We start from the raw sequence: 18082 nt of genomic DNA, 5'->3' as shown, positions 1-18082 counted from the left end.
CGCTCTGACACACGGCGCTTGCGGGCGCCGTTTTCAATTCAATTGCCAGCATTCAACAGCAGGAGAGGGCATGCGTGATTACAAGTGGCTGCACGAATATTGTCTGAACCGCTTCGGTTCAGCGGCCGAGCTGGACGCCCACCTGCCCGTGCCCAAGACCCCGGCGCAACTGCGCAAGATCAGTGATGATCGCTACCTGTCGACCTTGGCGCTGCGCGTGTTTCGCGCCGGCTTGAAACACAGTGTGGTGGATGCCAAGTGGCCGGCGTTCGAGCAAGTGTTCTTCGGCTTCGACCCGGAAAAAGTCGTGCTGATGGGCGCCGAGCACCTGGAGCGCCTGATGCAGGACACGCGCATCATCCGTCACCTGGGCAAGCTCAAGAGCGTGCCGCGCAATGCGCAGATGATCCTGGATATCGAGCAGGAAAAAGGCAGCTTCGGCGCGTTTATCGCCGATTGGCCGGTGACTGATATCGTCGGGCTGTGGAAGTACCTGAGCAAGCACGGTCATCAGTTGGGTGGGCTGTCGGCACCACGCTTCCTGCGCATGGTCGGCAAGGATACATTTGTGCCGAGCTATGACGTGGTCGCGGCATTGAATGCGCAGAAGATCGTCGACAAGGCCCCCACCAGCCTGCGCGACCTGGCGACGGTGCAAGGTGCGTTCAACCAGTGGCATGCCGAGAGTGGGCGGCCGATGTGCCAGCTGTCGATGATGCTGGCGTACACCGTCAACCATTGACCGGGGTCTATTGTGTGGCGAGCAGGCCCGCCACACGGTTACTCGGCCAACCGGCGGTTCAGTTGGTGCCGCCAGCGCACATACAGCAGCGCCGTACAGAACACCGCCAGGCTGGCCAGCATCTCCAGCACCCCGAACCACTGCCGGTTCGGGTCATACGCCGCCAGCGCACCCTTGATGAAATACAGGTTCACCACAAAGCACATCCACGAGTGCCCGCGCGCACTGCCGATGATCATCCCCGGCGCCATCACCAGCAGCGGCACCAGTTCGATCAGCAGGATCACCCACGGGCGTGCGCCGTGCAGGTCGGCGACGAACAGGTAGTACCCGCACAACAAACCCACCAGGGCGAAAAACGCCAGCAGGCTTAACGCGCGTGCCGCCTTGACCCGTGGCTCCAGCCACGCTTGCGGCGGTAGAACCTTAGGCTTCCTGGCCACGGCCGTTCTCCAGCAGCGTGGCGGTCTTGGCCAGGCGCAGGCCCAGGGCCCGGCACAGGGTGATTTCATGTGGGTCGAGCAGGCGCTTGCCATCCGGCCCGGCATGGTGGCTGGCGCCATACGGTGTGCCGCCGCCCTGGGTGTCGAGCAGCGCCTGTTCGCTGTAGGGCAGGCCAGTGATCAGCATGCCGTGGTGCAGCAGCGGCAGCAGCATCGACATCAGCGTGGTTTCCTGGCCGCCATGCAGGCTGGCGGTGGAAGTGAACACCCCGGCCGGCTTGCCGACCAGCGCGCCAGTGAGCCACAGGTTGCTGGTGCCATCGAGAAAGTACTTGAGCGGCGCGGCCATGTTGCCGAAGCGCGTCGGGCTGCCCAGGGCCAGGCCCGAGCAGTTTTTCAAGTCATCGAGGCTGGCGTACAGCGCGCCTTCGTCGGGGATGCTCGGCGCCACGGCTTCGCATTCGGTGGAGATCGCCGGCACGGTGCGCAGTCGCGCTTCCATCCCGCCTTGCTCGATGCCACGGGCAATCTGCCGAGCCATTTCGCTCACCGAGCCATTGCGGCTGTAATACAACACCAGCACATACGGCGTAGTCACGGCAGGATCTCCAGCACGTTCTCTGGCGGGCGGCCAATGATGGCTTTATCGGCGGTTTCCAGAATCGGGCGTTCCATCAGCTTGGGGTGTTCGGCGATCGCGGCAATCAACTGCGCTTCGCTGAGGCTGGTATCGGCCAGGTTAAGGGTCTTGTATTCGTCTTCGCCGGTGCGCAGCAGTTGGCGGGCGCTGATGCCCAGCTTGGCCAGCAGTGTCTTCAATTGCACTGCATTCAGCGGGGTTTCCAGGTAACGCACCACGGTGGGGGCGAGGCCTCGGGCTTCCAGCAGGTCGAGCGCACCGCGGGATTTCGAGCAGCGCGGGTTGTGATAAAGCGTCAGATCGGTCATGTGCGGGTCGCATCTTGCGTAAGGTGGCGGGTATTCTACCTGCGCGGCGTCCTGTCCTTAAACCGTAAGAGGCGATAGGTCGCAGCCAACGTTCATTTTTGCGAAGGATTACCCCATGACAAGGCGACTGATCGGTGCATTGGCGATCATCACAACCCTGCTGCTCAGCGGCTGCGGCAATGACTACGGCGTTGACCAATACGGCCAGAAGGTCGCGGCCGAGCGCCTGGACAAACAGTGGCTGGTGGTCAACTACTGGGCGGAATGGTGTGGCCCATGCCGCACGGAAATCCCCGAACTCAACGCCCTGGCGGAACAGTTGAAGGGGCAGGGCGTGGGGGTGTTCGGGGTTAACTTCGACAATGTGCAGGGGGCGGAGCTGAAGGAGGCCAGCGACAAACTGGGGATCAAGTTCACCGTGCTGGCGCAGAACCCGGATGGGATCTTCGATATTCCGCGCAGCGAAGCGTTGCCGGTGACCTACATCATCGATGACAAGGGCAAGGTGCGCGAGCAGTTGATGGGTGAGCAGACGGCGGAAGGGGTGCTGGCCAAACTCAAGGCCTTGCGCGGCTAAAGCAACCGCCCCTCCCACATTTAGATCTAACCAACGTGCAGATCGGTGCAGTCAGCCCTCTTCGAGCCACAGGCGAATCGGCTTGCCTTCGGCCGGCCAGAAGCGGGTCTGCTCGATCGGCGAGATGTCCCAGCGCTGTACGCCTTGCAGGGCCTGGAAGAAGCGCTGTTCCTGCTCCATCAGGGCTTCGGCGCAGAGCTTGCGGGTGCTGCCGAGCTTGCCGAAGCTGAGTTTGTCGCCCTCGACGGTGTACGGCGCGAACCAGTGGTTGCAGCCGCCATTGCCGTAGGCACGTCCATCGGCGCCGAGGGTGACGGTCAGGTGTGCGTAATCCATCAGCGGTCGCTCGCCAATCCACTCCACCACGTAGCTGTGATCCTGCTTGAGCTTGACCGCATCCCCGGCGCAGCCACTCAGGGCCGCACCGACGGCGGCGAGCAGAAGCAGGCCTTTCATTGCCCGGCCTTCTGGCATGTCGGGCAACGGTGCTTGTCGCCTTCGCTGGCCCAGCCCAACTCGGCAATGCGCGCGTTGGCGGCCGGTTGCAGCGGCTCTTTGGTCAGCTTGGTTTCCACCGCGAATTCAAACTCCAGCACAGTGTCGCAGCTGTCGCAGTTGACCTTCCAGGTGTGAATCTCCAGCTCACCGAACTTCGGCCCGCGGGCCATGGCGACCCACTGGCCTGCAGGGCGGATGGAGTAGCGCGCGTCACCTTCGACGGTAAGGCGCATGGACAAGGTTTTACTGCCACGCAGGGTGACGATCAGCACGTCGTCATGCTTGATCGAACCACCGTTGCCGGTGACCTGGTAACGGCCCGGCACCAGGGCGCGGCATTCGATCAGGGTGTGTTGCGGGCTCAGTAAGCTGAAGCGGAAATCGTGTTCGGCCATGGATCCTCCAAATAGGCGCGGCATCCTATCACGGGTGCCTGATCATCATGAGCCTGGTATGTGACCGCTGATCATCCTTCGACGAGGTTCTGTGCCCGGCCATCGGCCCATGCCGCAATATTGGCCAAGGTGGTGCCGGCGATCGCCGCCAGGGCTTCGCGGGTGAGGAACGCCTGGTGTGCGGTGATGATCACGTTGGGGAAGGTCAGCAGGCGCGCGAGCACGTCGTCCTGCAGGGGCAGGTCGGAGCGGTCCTCGAAAAACAGCTGGGCTTCCTCCTCATACACATCCAGCCCCAGGTAGCCGAGTTGGCCGTCCTTGAGTGCTTCGATCAGCGCCGGCGTGTCGACCAGGCCACCGCGACCGGTGTTGATCAGCATGGCGCCGGGTTGCATCCGCGCCAGGGAGCGTGCATTGATCAGGTGCTTGCTGTCGGCGGTCAGCGGGCAGTGCAGGCTGATGATCTGCGCCTGGGCCAAGAGCTCCGGCAGGCTCACATAGTCAGCACCGAGGGCTTGGACCTGCGGGTTGGGGAACGGGTCGTAGGCGAGCAACCGGCAACCGAAGCCCGCCATGATCCTGGTGAACGTGGCGCCGATCTGGCCGGTGCCGACCACGCCGACGGTCTTGCCCACCAGGTCGAAACCGGTGAGGCCATGCAGGCTGAAATCGCCGTCGCGGGTGCGGTTGTAGGCGCGATGCAGGCGGCGGTTGAGGGCAAGGATCAGGGCCACCGCGTGTTCGGCGATCGCATGGGGCGAATAGGCCGGGACGCGTACGATGGTCAGGCCCAGGCGTTTGGCGGCAGGCAGGTCCACATGGTTGTAACCGGCCGAGCGCAACGCGATCAACCGCGTGCCGCCCTTGGCCAGGTGTTCCAGCACCGGGGCACTGAGGTCATCGTTGATAAAGGCGCAGACCACCTCGTGGTGTTCGGCCAGGGCGACGGTGTCGAGGTTGAGCCGGGCAGGTTGGAATTGCAGTTCCAGGCCGCGCGGCAGGGGTTCGCCGAGGAAACTGTCGCGGTCGTAGGTCTGGCTGCTGAAAAGAATCAAGCGCATCAAAGGCGTCCTTTTTGATGAGTTCAGGCGCTGACCCGCGCTTCACTGGCCAGCCGTGCAATGGCCATGTCCAGTTCGTCCAGCGCGTGCATGGCCTTGGCGTCGTCCTGCTTGAGCAGGGTTTCGGCGCGTTGGCAGGCGGCGCGCAGTTGCGGCACGCCACAGTAGCGGGTGGCGCCGTGCAGGCGGTGGACGCGTTCGATCAGGGCCAGGTTGTCTTTGGCGTCGCGGGCGACGTGAATGGCCTGACGGTCGGCTTCCAGGGAGGCCAGCAGCATGGCCAGCATGTCGGCCGCCAGGTCGGTCTTGCCAGCGGCCAGGCGCAGGCCTTCCTCGTGGTCCAGCACCGGCAATTGCACGCTCGGGCCCAGGCCTTCGACGGCGCGCTCCGGCACCTGGTTGCGCAGGGCCAGGCCAGTCCATTTCAGCACCACCTGGGCCAGTTGCCGTTCGCTGATGGGTTTGGTCAGGTAATCGTCCATCCCGCTTTGCAGCAAGGCGCGCTTTTCGTTGGCCATGGCGTGGGCGGTGAGGGCAACCACCGGCAACGGCGTGCCATGGCGCTCGCTTTCCCACTGGCGGATCGCCTCGGTGCTCTGGCGTCCGTCCATGCCGGGCATTTGCACGTCCATCAGCACCAGGTCGAAGGTGTCCTGTTTCACCGCGTCGACCGCCGCGTAACCGCTTTCCACTGCACGTACCTGCGCGCCCATATCTTCCAGCAGGGTCTGTACCAACAGCAGGTTTGCCGGGTTGTCGTCGACACACAGCACACGCGGAGCACGGCTGGACAACGGCTCGCCCGGTTCACTGCGTGACGGCCGCGGGCTGATCAGGTCGGACAGGGCACGGCGCAGCTTGGGGGTACACGCCGGCTTGGCCTGCAACTGGCTGTTGGGGTTGGGCACGGACTCGTTGAACAGCATCTGTTCGGTGGTGGGGCACAGTACCAGCACTTTGCAACCCAGGTGTTCGAGGTCCCACAGGTGCTGGTTGAGGCGCTCGGGCGGAATATCGTTGGCGGTCACGCCGAGTACCGCCAGGTCGATAGCCTGCTCGGTCTGGTGAGCGCTGGTGATGCTGTTGGTCAGGCTTTCCAGGGTATTGAATGGCGTCACTTCCAGGCCACAGTCTTCCAATTGATGTTGCAGGGCCTGGCGCGCCAGTTCGTGATTTTCCAGCACCGCCACGCGATGGCCCAGCAGCGGCGCACAGGGCAGGTCTTCGACGTCGTCGCGGGTCTTGGGCAGGTTCAGGCTGATCCAGAATTCAGAGCCTTCGCCCGGCGTGCTGTCGACGCCGATTTCACCGCCCATTTGTTCGATCAGGCGCTTGGAAATCACCAGGCCCAGCCCCGTGCCGCCGGGTTGGCGCGACAATGAGTTATCGGCTTGGCTGAACGCCTGGAACAGCGCGCGCACATCCTGGCTGGACAGGCCGATGCCGGTGTCCTGCACGCTGATGCGCAGCTGCACGCTGTCTTCCTGCTCGTCCTCGACCATCGCCCGGGCCACGATGGTGCCTTCGCGGGTGAACTTGATCGCATTGCTGATCAGGTTGGTGAGGATCTGCTTGAGCCGCAGCGGGTCGCCCACCAGCGCCAGCGGCGTGTCGCGGTAGACCAGGCTCACCAGTTCCAGCTGCTTGGCATGGGCGGCGGGGGCGAGGATGGTGAGGGTATCTTGCAGCAAATCCCGCAGGTTGAAGGGGATGCTGTCGAGGACCAGCTTGCCGGCCTCGATCTTCGAGAAGTCGAGGATCTCGTTGATGATGCCCAGCAGATTGTCGGCGGATTTTTCGATGGTGCCCAGGTAGTCCAGCTGGCGCGGGGTCAGTTCGCTTTTTTGCAGCAGGTGGGTAAAACCGAGGATGCCGTTGAGTGGCGTGCGGATTTCATGGCTCATGTTCGCCAGGAACTCGGACTTGATGCGACTGGCCTCCAGGGCCTCCTTGCGCGCCAGGTCCAGTTCGATGTTCTGGATTTCGATGGTTTCCAGGTTCTGGCGTACGTCTTCGGTGGCCTGGTCGATGCTGTGCTGCAATTCTTCCTGGGCATTTTGCAGGGTTTCGGCCATGCGGTTGATGCCCGATGCGAGTTGATCCAGCTCCTGGCTGCCCAAGGGGGGCAAGCGGGTTTCCAGGTTGCCGTCCTTGAGTTGGGCCACCGCTTGCTTGATCAGGCCAATCGGCGCGTTGATTGTACGGCTGATGCGCAGGGCCAGGGCTGCGGTGCAGATCAGGCCGATGGCAATCAGCAGCAGGCTGGCGAACAGGCTGCGATAGCCGCGCAGCAACATGCCGTTGTGGGACAACTCCACCTCGACCCAACCGAGCAGGCGATCAGCTTCATCGGGGATCAAATCGCCCGCCAGGTTGCGATGGCGACCAAACACCGGCAGCAGGTAGCGCGTGGCGTCGTTGCCGGTGCGCTGCAGCAGGTGGGAACTGTTACCGACCGGCGGCTGGTTGAGCATGGTCGGGCCGGCGTGGGCCAGGGGCGTGCGGTCCGGCGCGAGGAACGCCACTGTGCGCACGTCCGTCTGTTCCAGGGATTGGGTGGCGATACGCTCCAGCAGGTCGGTGTTCCTGCTGCCCATGGCAGGGGCCACCAGGGGCGCCAGTTGCTCGGCGATCATTTCGCCGCGTTGCAGCAGTTGGGCCTGCAACTCCGAGAGCTGCATCCAGGTGAAGTAGCCCCCCAACAACAAGGCCATCAGGCTGGTCGGTAATAAGGTCAGCAACAGTACGCGGCCTTTTATCCCCATTCTTCTAAGCACGCCACTCTCCTGCTACCACACTGATATCAATCTTCCGCGCCGGCATCCGGCCCGCGCCACCTGCGCAGTGTAGCCATTTGCGCGGTCTGGAATCTTGCAAATTAATGACAGAGGGCAATCTTCGGGCCGGTGGACACCGTGTGGCGATTGCCTGCGGCGGGGTTATCTTGAATAATCAGTGATTGAGAATGACTTGCAGACGCTAATGAATCCCGCACCAGTTGGCCTACCCCGTATCCTGACAATTGAAGATGACCCCGTGCTGGGTGCCTATGTGCATGAGCATCTGGGGCGCTGTGGTTTCCAGGTCACCTTGTGCCATAACGGTCAGCAGGGCTTGGAGATGGCGCGCGATCAGGCATTCGACGTGGTGTTGATGGATATTCTGCTGCCGGGCCTGGATGGTTTGTCGATCCTCACCCATCTGCGCCAGAGCCATTCGGTTCCGGTGATCCTGATGTCGGCCCTGGGCGCTGAAACCGATCGCGTCAGCGGTTTTCGCCTGGGGGCCGATGATTACCTGCCCAAACCTTTCAGCATGGTTGAACTGCGCGTGCGTATCGAAGCCATCCTGCGTCGGGTGGCCCTGGATCGGCGCCCGTTGCCGACGCTTTCGCCCGTGCGTGAGGATACCCGCACGCTGCGTTTCGACGATGAGCTGTGCGATGTTTTTCATCAGGAGCACTGGGCGGGCCTGACCCGCAGCGAATACCGACTGCTGGAAACCCTGCATCGCAACGGTGAAGAAGTCCTCAGCAAAGCGTTCCTCTACCAGCACGTGTTGCAACGGGGTTATGCGCCCCATGACCGCAGCCTCGACATGCACATCAGCCAGATCCGCCGCAAGCTCAAGGCCATCGGCTACAGCGAGCGTGAGGTACGCACGGTGTGGGGCAAGGGCTATGTGCTGAGCGGTCACGACGATGGGCTTTGAGGCATCGCTGAAACGACTGCCGGGCAGGCACTCGTTATTCTGGAAACTTGCCTGCCTGCTGATCGCCTTCTGTTTGCTGATGATCTGGCTCAGTTGGTCCTGGGGCCGGTACATGGAGCAAAAGAACGCCTACCTGTCCGACGAGGCCAGGATCACCTTGAGTGGTTATGCGGTCGGCGCCGAGCAGGCCTGGAACCAGGGTGGCAATGCCGGCGTTGATGCGTGGCTGCATGCAATGGGCAAGCGCGAAAGCACGTGGATCGGTGTGATCGGCAATGACTTGCAGTCGTTGAGCAGTTACCCGCTGACCGACACGGAAAGCCAGCGCCTGACCTTCCTGCGAGGCCTGGATTGGCCGGTCAGCCGCCACGTCAAGGGGTTGCCGTGGTTGAAGATTCCGTTTGCGGTGGATCCGGGCGCCGGTTCGCTGGTGATTGAACTGCCGCAGCGCTTTATGCCGGGGCGCTACCAACTGTTCTGGCGGGTGGTGACCAACGGCGTGATTCCCGGCCTCTTTACCTTGTTGCTGTGCATCGGCCTCTATCGGCTGCTGATCATGCCCCTCAATCAACTGCGCGAGCAGGCCAACGCATGGCGTGCCGATCAATTGAATACGCGGATGTCCCACGACGCCACCAGTCGTCAGGACGAATTGGGCGAGCTGGGGCGCGCGTTTGATCATATGTCCGAGCGCTTGCAGGGTACGGTGATGCTGCAACAGCAACTGTTAAGGGACATGTCCCATGAACTGCGCACGCCATTGAGCCGTTTGCGGGTGGCCTGTGACAGCGAGCAGGATCTTGCGCGCCTGCGTGAGCGGTTGGGGCGGGAGATCGACGCCATGCAGCGCCTGGTGGAAGACAGCCTGCAACTGGCCTGGCTGGATACCGAGCGGGCGCCGCTGCCCAAAGAAGATATTCAGGTGCAAGCGCTGTGGGACATGCTGCGCGAGAACGCATGCTTTGAAAGCGACTGGCCGGCATCGCGACTGCCCTGCCTTCTGGGCGCTGACAGTTGGGTGCGGGGCAACCTGAATGCCCTGGCCCAGGCCCTGGAGAATATCCTGCGCAACGCCATACGCCACTCCCCGGCGGATGGGGTTGTGTGCCTGGATGGATGCCGCGAGGGGGAATATTGGCACCTTTGGTTGGAAGACCAGGGTGGGGGAATCGATGAGCAGGATCTGGAGCGAATCTTTGCACCGTTTACGCGGCTGGACGGCTCAAGGCCAGGCGATGGTGGCTTCGGGCTGGGCCTGAGCATCGCTCGCAATGCCGTGCAACGCCAGGACGGCAGCTTGTGGGCGGAAAATACCGGCCGGGGCTTGCGTGTGCACCTGCGGTTGCCGGCGCGATAGGTCTCAGCCTCGGCGCTGCTTTCGCTTTTTCCATTGGTGCGCGACCCACCAGCGCCAGTACCCCATGGTCAGGCAGTAGGCCAATGCGCCCAACACGACCCCCAACACCACCGAACCCAGCAGAAAGGGTTGCCACAGTGTGCTCAACTGGCCGCTGATCCATTCCCAGGTCAGGTCGTCGGGCAGGCTGCGCGGTGGCACATTCATCAGCCAGGCGCCGGTCATGTAGGTGCAGATGAACACCACGGGCATGGTGATCGGATTGGTCAGCCAGACCAGGCTGACGGCGATGGGCATGTTGCCGCGCACGATGATCGCCAGCACCGCCGCCAATAGCATCTGCAACGGAATCGGGATAAAAGCCGCGAACAAACCCACCGCCATGGCGCGTGCCACTGAGTGCCGATTCAGGTGCCAGAGGTTCGGGTCGTGCAGCAACGTGCCAAGAAACTGTAATGACTTGTGTTCCCTGATACTGGTGGGGTCGGGCATGTACCGTTTGAATAAGCGCCGAGGCATAAGGGGTCCAGGTCAGTTCGAGGGGCAAGTATGCCCGCATTCTATAAACAGAAAATTCAGACTTTGTGACAAAACATCATAGGACGTCCTGGGCTCTCGTCTAAGACTGAGTGGATCACTTGAAAAGGAGGGTTCATGAAGACAGGGATGTTCGCGCTCGCGCTGGGGTTGCTTGCCTTGCGCTTTCTACCGGCGTTGCCGCCGACGGGATGGCTGATAGCCATGCTGGTGCTGGCATTGATGCTATTACCATTTCGTACGTCTCCACTGGCATTTTTCCTGCTGGGCTTGAGCTGGGCCTGCATCAGTGCGCAGTGGGCACTGGATGATCGACTACGGCCGGTGCTGGATGGCCAGACGCGATGGCTGGAAGGCCGTGTAACCGGGTTGCCGCAGCAGACAGAGACGGGTGTGCGTTTTGAGCTGGCCGACAGCCAGGCGCGCAACGCCCGGCTGCCCAAGCGTATCCGTGTGTCCTGGCACGGTGGGCCGTCGGTACGCAGTGGCGAGCGCTGGCGTCTGGCCGTAACGCTGAAACGGCCTGCCGGGCTGCTCAACTTTCACGGTTTTGATCAGGAGGCCTGGCTGCTGGCCCGGCGCATTGGTGCCACCGGCTCGGTGAAGGATGGTGAGCGCCTGGCGCCGGCTCGTCATGCCTGGCGTGACACTGTCCGCCAACGTCTGATGGCGGTGGACGCCCAAGGCCGCGAGGCGGGCCTGGCAGCCTTGGTGCTGGGGGATGGCTCCGGGCTGGCGGCCGAAGACTGGCAGGTGTTGCAGGACACCGGTACGGTGCACCTGTTGGTGATTTCCGGCCAGCACATTGGCTTGTTGGCGGGGCTGATCTACGGGTTGGTCGCGCTACTTGCACGCTACGGCTGCTGGCCCCGCACCTGGCCGTGGCTGCCGTGGGCGTGTGGCCTGGCGTTTGCCGCCGCGCTGGGGTACGGCCTGCTGGCAGGGTTTGGCGTGCCGGTGCAACGGGCCTGCGTCATGGTGGGGCTGGTGCTGTTATGGCGTTTGCGCTTTCGTCATCTGGGGTTCTGGTGGCCGTTGTTGCTGGCACTCAATGGCGTGCTGATCCTGGAGCCACTAGCCAGTCTGCAACCCGGATTCTGGCTGTCCTTTATGGCTGTCGCGGTGCTGGTCGTGGGATTTGGTGGGCGGTTGGGGCCGTGGAGTGTCTGGCAGGCATGGACACGTCCTCAGTGCTTGATTGCCGTTGGTCTGTTTCCTGTGTTGCTGGTGCTCGGTTTGCCCGTCAGCGTGAGTGCGCCGCTGGCCAACCTGATTGCCGTGCCGTGGATCAGCCTGGTGGTGTTGCCACTGGCGTTGCTGGGGAGCGCATTGTTGTCGCTGCCGTATCTGGGGGAAGGCTTGTTGTGGCTGGCGGGTGGGGCGCTTGACGGGTTGTTCCGGGGCTTGGCATGGCTCGCTGGGCAAATGCCTGCCTGGATACCGGCCGAGGTGCCCTTGGGTTACTGGCTGATCAGCCTGGTCGGCGCGATGCTGTTATTGCTGCCCAAAGGCGTGCCGTTTCGGCCGCTGGGCTGGCCGCTGCTGTTGTTGGCAGTGTTTCCACCCCGCGAGCCGGTTCCCCATGGGCGGGTGGAGGTGGTGCAACTGGATGTCGGGCAAGGTCTGGCCTTGATCCTGCGTACCCGCCATCACACGTTGCTCTACGATGCCGGCCCGCGTTCGGGGACGGTTGATCTCGGTGCCCGCGTGGTAGTGCCCGCGTTGAAAAAGCTCGGCGTCGGGACGCTGGATATGATGCTGCTGAGCCACGCCGACGCCGATCATGCCGGCGGGGCGTCGGCTGTTGCCCGAGGGGTGCCGATCCGGCGTGTCGTGGGCGGTGAAACCGAGGGCTTGCCCGCGTTTCTCGAAACCCAGCCCTGTGTCAGCGGTGAGCAATGGGTGTGGGACGGTGTGGCATTCGAGCTGTGGCAGTGGCCTGATGCGACGGATGGCAACCCCAAGTCCTGTGTTCTGCAGGTCCAGGCCAATGGTGAGCGCCTGCTGCTCACGGGGGATATTGATCGGGCTGCCGAGCGGGCATTTCTCGCCTCATCGTTGGCCGTGCGCACCGATTGGCTGCAATCCCCTCACCATGGCAGCCGCAGTTCGTCGTCATGGCCTTTTCTACAGCGGCTGTCACCCACGTCGGTACTGATTTCTCGGGGGCGTGGCAGTGCGTTCGGCCATCCTCACCCGCAGGTGGTGGAGCGCTACCTGCAACTGGGCAGCCAGATATACGACAGTGCCGAGCAGGGCGCGGTGCGTGTGCAACTAGGGGCTTTCCAGCCACCGACTGTTGCGCGTAGTCAACGCCGTTTTTGGCGCGAAACGTTACCCTGATCCAGCCTTACCAAAGACCGGCGCCTGGGACAGACGGGTCCATGGCCGACGAACCCCGCCGCCGAACCTATATGGTAAAGTGGCGCACTTTTTCGAGGGGACATTCACTGTGTGGGAATTGGTCAAATCTGGCGGCTGGATGATGTTGCCCATCATCTTGAGCTCCATCGCCGCACTCGGCATCGTTGCCGAACGTTTGTGGACCCTGCGTGCCAGTCGCGTTACCCCCGAGCATCTGCTGGGGCAGGTCTGGGGCTGGATCAAGAACAAGCAGCTGGACAAGGACAAACTCAAGGCACTGCGCGCCAACTCGCCGCTGGGTGAAATCCTCGCCGCCGGCCTGGCCAATTCAAAGCATGGTCGCGAGATCATGAAAGAGTGCATCGAAGAGGCCGCCGCCCGGGTAATCCATGAACTGGAGCGCTATATCAACGCCCTCGGCACTATCGCGGCCATGGCGCCGTTGCTCGGCTTGCTGGGGACGGTACTGGGCATGATCGATATTTTCAGCTCGTTCATGGGCTCGGGCCTGACCACCAACGCGGCCGTACTGGCCGGGGGCATCTCCAAGGCCCTGATTACTACAGCGGCGGGCCTGATGGTCGGTATTCCTTCGGTGTTCTTCCACCGTTTCCTGCAGCGGCGCATCGATGAACTGGTGGTCGGTATGGAGCAGGAAGCCATCAAGCTGGTGGAAGTTGTGCAGGGCGACCGTGACGTGGACCTGGTTGGGGGCAAAGCGTGAAATTTCGCCGCAAGCGACGGGAAAATGTCGACATCAACCTGGCGTCGTTGATCGACGTGGTGTTTATCCTGCTGCTGTTTTTTGTCGTCACCACCACCTTCACCCGGCAGACCGAACTGCGTGTCGACCTGCCGGAAGCCGTGAGTGGTTCGCCGGCCGAAGACCAGGAAGTCAAGCAACTGGACATCGCCATCAGCGCCGACGGGGCGTTTTCGGTGAATAACCAGTTGCTGGAGAAAAACGACCTCGCCAGCCTGATCGCCGCCCTGGAAAAAGAGTCCGGCGGCAATACCAAGATGCCGTTGTCCATCAGTGCCGATGGCAAGACCCAGCACCAGGCCGTGATCACCGCGATGGACGCTGCCGGCAAGCTCGGTTTCAGCCATCTGCGCATGAGCACTGTCGAGGCGGCGAGCCAACCCTGATGGCCATGTCCGATCGTTTGCTCAAGGCCTGGTACGAGGGCCATCCGGGGCTCGCGTTGTTGCGTCCGCTGGAATCGTTGTATCGCCGGGTGGTGCAGCGCAAGCGCGCGCGGTTCCTGGCAGGAGAGGGCGAGATCTATCAATCGCCGGTGCCGGTGGTGGTGGTCGGTAATATCACCGTGGGCGGCACCGGCAAGACGCCGTTGATCCTGTGGTTGATCGAGCACTGCCGACGCAGTGGCCTGCGCGTCGGTGTGGTCAGTCGCGGCTATGGCGCCAAGCCACCGCAGTTGCCATGGCGCGTCGAGGCGAGCCACAGCGCCACGGTGGCGGGTGACGAGCCTTTGCTGATCGTGCAACGCTGCGGCGTGCCCCTGATGATCGATCCCGACCGCAGTCGTGCGGTGAAGGCCCTGCTCGCCAGCGAGGCCCTTGACCTGATCCTCTCCGACGACGGTCTGCAACACTACCGCCTGGCCCGTGACCTGGAACTGGTGCTGATCGACGCCGCCCGAGGCCTGGGCAATCGCCGTTGCCTGCCGGCCGGGCCATTGCGTGAACCGGTTGAGCGTTTGCACAGTGTTGATGCGCTGCTCTACAACGGTGCCGGCTCGGATCGCGACGATGGCTTTGCGTTTTGCCTGCAGCCCACCGCACTGGTCAACCTGCACAGTGGCGAGCGCAAGTCGGTGGCGCACTTTCCAGAGGGGCAGCAGGTACATGCGGTCGCCGGTATCGGCAACCCGCAACGTTTCTTCAACACCCTTGAAACGCTACACTGGCAGCCGATTCCCCATGCTTTTGCCGACCACGCGCCCTACAGCGCCGAGGTCTTGAATTTTACCCCGTCATTGCCACTGGTCATGACCGAGAAGGACGCGGTGAAGTGCCGCGCCTTTGCCCAGCCCGACTGGTGGTACCTTGCGGTGGATGCGGTGCCGTCGCCGGCGTTCGTCGCCTGGTTCGACACGCAGCTGATGCGCCTGCTGCCCGCCCGTCTTTTGCCTTAAACGCTGCTATCCAGGAAACACTCATGGACACCAAACTGCTCGACATCCTCGCTTGCCCGATCTGCAAAGGCCCGCTCAAGCTCAGCGCCGATAAAACCGAGCTGATCAGCAAGGGCGCCGGCCTGGCTTACCCGATCCGTGATGGCATCCCGGTGATGCTGGAAAGCGAAGCCCGCACCCTGACCACCGACGAGCGCCTGGATAAATGACCACAGCCTTTACCGTTGTCATTCCTTCCCGCTACGCCTCGACACGCCTGCCGGGCAAGCCGCTGCAACTGATCGGCAGCAAGCCGATGATCCAGCTGGTGTGGGAACAGGCCTGCAAAAGCAGCGCTGAGCGTGTCGTGGTGGCCACTGATGACCCGCGCATCATTGAAGCCTGCAAAGGGTTCGGCGCCGAAGCGGTGCTGACCCGTGAAGATCACAACTCCGGCACCGACCGCCTGGCCGAAGTGGCCACGCAGTTGGGCCTGGCGCCAGACGCCATCGTGGTCAATGTACAAGGCGACGAGCCGTTGATCCCGCCGGGCGTTATCGACCAGGTGGCCGCCAACCTGGCTGCCCATGGTGAAGCGCGTATGGCGACCCTGGCCGAGCCGATTGAAGACATCGACACCCTGTTCAACCCGAACGTGGTCAAGGTGGTCAGTGATGTCAACGGCCTGGCGCTGACTTTCAGCCGTTCGACCTTGCCCTGGGCGCGTGACGCCTTCGCCAGGAACCCTGACCTGTTGCCGGAAGGCGTGCCGTACCGTCGCCATATCGGCATCTACGCCTATCGTGCCGGTTTTCTGCATGACTTCGTGAGTTGGGGCCCGTGCTGGTTGGAAAATACCGAATCCCTAGAGCAACTCCGAGCCCTCTGGCACGGCGTACGTATCCACGTGGGGGACGCCCTGGAAGCGCCGCCTGCGGGTGTCGATACCCCGGAAGATCTTGAGCGCGTCCGTCGCCTGTTGGGGGCCTGATGGAGGTTCTGTTTGTCTGCCTGGGCAATATCTGCCGCTCGCCCACCGCTGAGGGCGTACTGCGCCATAAATTGCGCGAAGCCGGGTTGGCGGGGCAGGTCGGCGTAGCGTCCGCCGGCACCGGCGAATGGCATATCGGCAACCCGCCGGACCAGCGCAGCCAACGTGCGGCGCTGGTACGCGGCTACGATTTGTCGGCCCAGCGTGCCCAGCAGGTCTCCCGCGCCGACTTTGCGCGCTACGACCTGATCCTGGCCATGGACAACAGCAATCTGCGCAATCTCAAGGCCCTGCAGCCCGGCCAGGGCAAGGCGGAGCTGGACCTGTTCCTGCGCCGCTATGACGCTGAAGTGGACGAGGTGCCAGATCCCTACTACGAGGGCGAACAAGGCTTCGAACGGGTCCTGGACCTGATCGAGCAGGCGTGTGATTTATTGGTGATCGAATTGAAGGGGCGGTTATGACCTTGCAAGTGCTGGCGCAGGTGTCGCTCAAGCCATTCAACAGCTTTGGCATTGATGTGCGTGCCCAATTCTTCGCCGAGGCCCGCAGTGATGCCGATGTGCGCGAGGCACTGGCCTATGCGTCGACCCAGGCGTTGCCCTTGCTCGTGATTGGCGGTGGCAGCAACTTGCTGCTGACCCAGGACATTCCTGCCTTGGTGTTACGCATGGCCACCCAAGGCATTCGTGTGTTGCAGGATGATGGCGTGCAGGTGGTGGTCGAAGCCGAAGCAGGCGAAGCCTGGCACCCGTTTGTACTGTGGACCCTGGAACAGGGCTTCTGCGGCCTGGAAAACCTCAGTCTGATCCCCGGCACCGTCGGTGCTGCCCCCATGCAGAACATCGGCGCCTACGGCGTGGAGATCAAGGACGTCTTTGCAGGCTTGACCGCCCTGGACCGCCAGACGGGCGAACTGCGCGACTTCAGCCTGGAAGAATGCAACTTTGCCTACCGTGACAGCCTGTTCAAGCACGAAACCGGACGCTGGCTGATCCTGCGGGTACGCTTCGCCCTGAGCCGCGTCAGCCACCTCAAGCTCGACTACGGCCCAGTGCAGCAGCGCCTGGCGGGGCAGGGGATTACCGAGGCGACACCGAGCGATGTCAGTCGCGCGATTTGCAGCATCCGTAGCGAAAAATTGCCTGACCCGGCAGTGCTTGGCAATGCTGGCAGCTTCTTCAAGAACCCGCTGGTGTCCAAGGCCCTGGCTGAAGAGTTACAGGCGCTGTATCCGGACCTGGTCGCCTACCCCCAGGCGGATGGGCAGATGAAGCTGGCGGCAGGCTGGCTGATCGACAAGGCCGGCTGGAAGGGCTTTCGTGACGGCGATGCCGGTGTGCATGCCCTGCAGGCGCTGGTGCTGGTCAACTATGGCGGCGCCACAGGGCACGATATTGCCAACCTGGCCCAACGTATCCAGCGGGACATCACCCAGCGTTTCAAGGTCGAGCTGGAAATGGAACCCAACCAGTACTAATGCAGTGAAAACAAAAATGCCCCGCATCTGTCGATACGGGGCATTTTTTATGCAGCGAGTAAATCAGTCGTCGCGGCTCATGATGCCGAAGATCTGCAACAGGCTGATAAACAGGTTGTAGATCGACACATACAGGCTGACGGTCGCCATGATGTAGTTGCGTTCACCGCCGTGGATGATGGCGCTGGTCTGGAACAGGATGCACACGGAGGAGAACAGCACAAAACCCGCGCTGATCGCCAGTTGCAGGCCGCTGATCTGGAAGAACATGCCCGCAACCACCGCCGCCAGCAACACGAAGAAGCCTGCGGTGATGAAACCACCCAGGAAGCTCATGTCCTTGCGGGTAATCAGCACGTAGGCCGACAGACCACCAAACACCAGGGCTGTCATGGCAAACGCCGAGCTGACCACTTCCGCACCACCGGCCATGCCGAGGTAACGGTTGAGGATCGGGCCGAGGATAAAGCCCATGAAACCGGTCAAGGCAAACGCCGATACCAGGCCCCAGGCCGAGTCACGCAGCTTGTTGGTCAGGAAGAACAGTCCGTAGAAACCGATCAGTACGACGAAGATATTCGGGTAGCCGACGTGCATCTGCTGGGCCACGAACGCCATTACGCCGCTGAATGCGAGGGTAAGGGCGAGCAAGCCATAGGTGTTGCGCAATACGCGGCTGACTTCAAGCTGCTCAGCCTGCGCGTTACCATTCACTGCGTAATTCTGTTCGCGCATGGCGACACTCCTTCGGTTTTGAAACGTTCAGTCGCAAAGATCATAACAGACGCTCTGTAACAAGCTATGGCGAGAGTTTGACAGTGTGTTTCATTCGGGTATTAT

General features: G+C 62.4%; 21 protein-coding genes. 12 read left to right on the top strand and 9 right to left on the bottom strand.

All coding sequences use genetic code 11. From position 1 onward, the window contains the following. Positions 1-70 precede the first annotated feature (70 nt). A complete protein-coding gene (locus tag HDC32_RS05005; protein WP_145337669.1) occupies positions 71-742 on the top strand; it encodes a DNA-3-methyladenine glycosylase I in 672 nt (223 codons plus the stop codon). A 38-nt stretch (positions 743-780) separates the two neighbouring features. On the opposite strand, the gene HDC32_RS05000 is transcribed toward HDC32_RS05005, so the two are convergent. The 3 genes from HDC32_RS05000 to arsC are packed head-to-tail and all read right to left on the bottom strand — an operon-like array spanning position 781 to position 2133. Next, on the bottom strand, positions 781-1185 hold the full coding sequence (locus tag HDC32_RS05000; RefSeq protein ID WP_131698042.1) for a DUF2069 domain-containing protein: 405 nt from the start codon (positions 1183-1185) through the stop codon (positions 781-783). Next, positions 1169-1783: an NAD(P)H:quinone oxidoreductase gene (wrbA, locus tag HDC32_RS04995; RefSeq protein ID WP_090402864.1), complete on the bottom strand. Its 615-nt coding sequence runs from the start codon at positions 1781-1783 to the stop codon at positions 1169-1171. Before wrbA ends, HDC32_RS05000 begins: the two co-directional genes overlap by 17 nt. Then, entirely contained in the window at positions 1780-2133 is a 354-nt protein-coding gene (gene arsC, locus HDC32_RS04990; protein ID WP_131698041.1) for an arsenate reductase (glutaredoxin), read from the bottom strand. Before arsC ends, wrbA begins: the two co-directional genes overlap by 4 nt. Positions 2134-2248: 115 nt before the next feature. On the opposite strand from arsC, the gene HDC32_RS04985 reads away from it, so the two are divergent. Further along, positions 2249-2710 (top strand): TlpA disulfide reductase family protein, encoded by a 462-nt coding sequence (locus HDC32_RS04985; protein ID WP_090402869.1) that lies wholly within the window; start codon positions 2249-2251, stop codon positions 2708-2710. A 51-nt stretch (positions 2711-2761) separates the two neighbouring features. Here the strand turns inward: HDC32_RS04985 and HDC32_RS04980 are convergent, their stop codons facing one another. The 4 genes from HDC32_RS04980 to HDC32_RS04965 form a co-directional block, all read right to left on the bottom strand. Next, entirely contained in the window at positions 2762-3166 is a 405-nt protein-coding gene (locus HDC32_RS04980; RefSeq protein WP_131698039.1) for an META domain-containing protein, read from the bottom strand. After that, positions 3163-3603, bottom strand: a complete 441-nt coding sequence (locus tag HDC32_RS04975) for a hypothetical protein (protein WP_092488784.1) — start codon at positions 3601-3603, stop codon at positions 3163-3165. Before HDC32_RS04975 ends, HDC32_RS04980 begins: the two co-directional genes overlap by 4 nt. Before the next feature lie 71 nt (positions 3604-3674). After that, positions 3675-4664 carry a 2-hydroxyacid dehydrogenase gene (locus HDC32_RS04970; RefSeq protein WP_184742756.1) on the bottom strand — a complete coding sequence of 330 codons (990 nt, stop codon included), beginning with the start codon at positions 4662-4664 and terminating at the stop codon, positions 3675-3677. 23 nt (positions 4665-4687) lie between these two features. Continuing rightward, a complete protein-coding gene (locus HDC32_RS04965) occupies positions 4688-7441 on the bottom strand; it encodes a response regulator (protein WP_184742754.1) in 2754 nt (917 codons plus the stop codon). 205 nt (positions 7442-7646) lie between these two features. On the opposite strand from HDC32_RS04965, the gene HDC32_RS04960 reads away from it, so the two are divergent. Together HDC32_RS04960 and HDC32_RS04955 are read left to right on the top strand one after the other, a co-directional pair. Further along, positions 7647-8375, top strand: coding sequence for a response regulator transcription factor (locus HDC32_RS04960; protein ID WP_184742752.1), 729 nt, complete (start codon positions 7647-7649; stop codon positions 8373-8375). Continuing rightward, positions 8365-9732: a sensor histidine kinase gene (locus HDC32_RS04955; RefSeq protein ID WP_184742750.1), complete on the top strand. Its 1368-nt coding sequence runs from the start codon at positions 8365-8367 to the stop codon at positions 9730-9732. Before HDC32_RS04960 ends, HDC32_RS04955 begins: the two co-directional genes overlap by 11 nt. A 3-nt stretch (positions 9733-9735) precedes the next feature. Here HDC32_RS04955 and HDC32_RS04950 read toward each other — a convergent pair whose 3' ends face one another. Beyond that, positions 9736-10251, bottom strand: coding sequence for a DUF2062 domain-containing protein (locus tag HDC32_RS04950; protein WP_131698034.1), 516 nt, complete (start codon positions 10249-10251; stop codon positions 9736-9738). 135 nt (positions 10252-10386) lie between these two features. Between HDC32_RS04950 and HDC32_RS04945 the strand changes: the two genes are divergently transcribed. The 8 genes from HDC32_RS04945 to murB all read left to right on the top strand — a co-directional run bounded on the left by HDC32_RS04945 (position 10387) and on the right by murB (position 17242). After that, the gene (locus HDC32_RS04945) at positions 10387-12612 is read left to right on the top strand and encodes a DNA internalization-related competence protein ComEC/Rec2 (protein WP_260403577.1); all 2226 of its coding nucleotides are present in this window, start codon (positions 10387-10389) and stop codon (positions 12610-12612) included. A 109-nt stretch (positions 12613-12721) separates the two neighbouring features. Then, positions 12722-13357, top strand: coding sequence for a MotA/TolQ/ExbB proton channel family protein (locus HDC32_RS04940; RefSeq protein WP_131698033.1), 636 nt, complete (start codon positions 12722-12724; stop codon positions 13355-13357). Beyond that, positions 13354-13782, top strand: coding sequence for a biopolymer transporter ExbD (locus tag HDC32_RS04935; RefSeq protein ID WP_131698032.1), 429 nt, complete (start codon positions 13354-13356; stop codon positions 13780-13782). Before HDC32_RS04940 ends, HDC32_RS04935 begins: the two co-directional genes overlap by 4 nt. Then, entirely contained in the window at positions 13782-14792 is a 1011-nt protein-coding gene (lpxK, locus tag HDC32_RS04930) for a tetraacyldisaccharide 4'-kinase (RefSeq protein WP_184742748.1), read from the top strand. The genes HDC32_RS04935 and lpxK overlap by 1 nt, the downstream gene beginning before the upstream one ends. A 23-nt stretch (positions 14793-14815) precedes the next feature. Beyond that, positions 14816-15001, top strand: a complete 186-nt coding sequence (locus HDC32_RS04925; RefSeq protein WP_003174668.1) for a Trm112 family protein — start codon at positions 14816-14818, stop codon at positions 14999-15001. Beyond that, complete coding sequence (gene kdsB / locus HDC32_RS04920; protein ID WP_065927093.1) at positions 14998-15762, top strand: 3-deoxy-manno-octulosonate cytidylyltransferase; 765 nt, start codon at positions 14998-15000, stop codon at positions 15760-15762. The genes HDC32_RS04925 and kdsB overlap by 4 nt, the downstream gene beginning before the upstream one ends. Beyond that, positions 15762-16226, top strand: coding sequence for a low molecular weight protein-tyrosine-phosphatase (locus tag HDC32_RS04915; RefSeq protein WP_131698030.1), 465 nt, complete (start codon positions 15762-15764; stop codon positions 16224-16226). The genes kdsB and HDC32_RS04915 overlap by 1 nt, the downstream gene beginning before the upstream one ends. Next, on the top strand, positions 16223-17242 hold the full coding sequence (murB, locus tag HDC32_RS04910; protein ID WP_131698029.1) for a UDP-N-acetylmuramate dehydrogenase: 1020 nt from the start codon (positions 16223-16225) through the stop codon (positions 17240-17242). Before HDC32_RS04915 ends, murB begins: the two co-directional genes overlap by 4 nt. A gap of 63 nt (positions 17243-17305) precedes the next feature. On the opposite strand, the gene HDC32_RS04905 is transcribed toward murB, so the two are convergent. Continuing rightward, the gene (locus HDC32_RS04905) at positions 17306-17977 is read right to left on the bottom strand and encodes a Bax inhibitor-1/YccA family protein (protein ID WP_048728419.1); all 672 of its coding nucleotides are present in this window, start codon (positions 17975-17977) and stop codon (positions 17306-17308) included. Between the last annotated feature and the right edge of the window lie 105 nt (positions 17978-18082).

The organism is Pseudomonas sp. JAI120 (assembly GCF_014207255.1).
GTDB lineage: Bacteria > Pseudomonadota > Gammaproteobacteria > Pseudomonadales > Pseudomonadaceae > Aquipseudomonas.
Note: the sequence above shows the minus strand (reverse complement) of the source record. Positions and strands in the feature narration are given on the sequence as shown.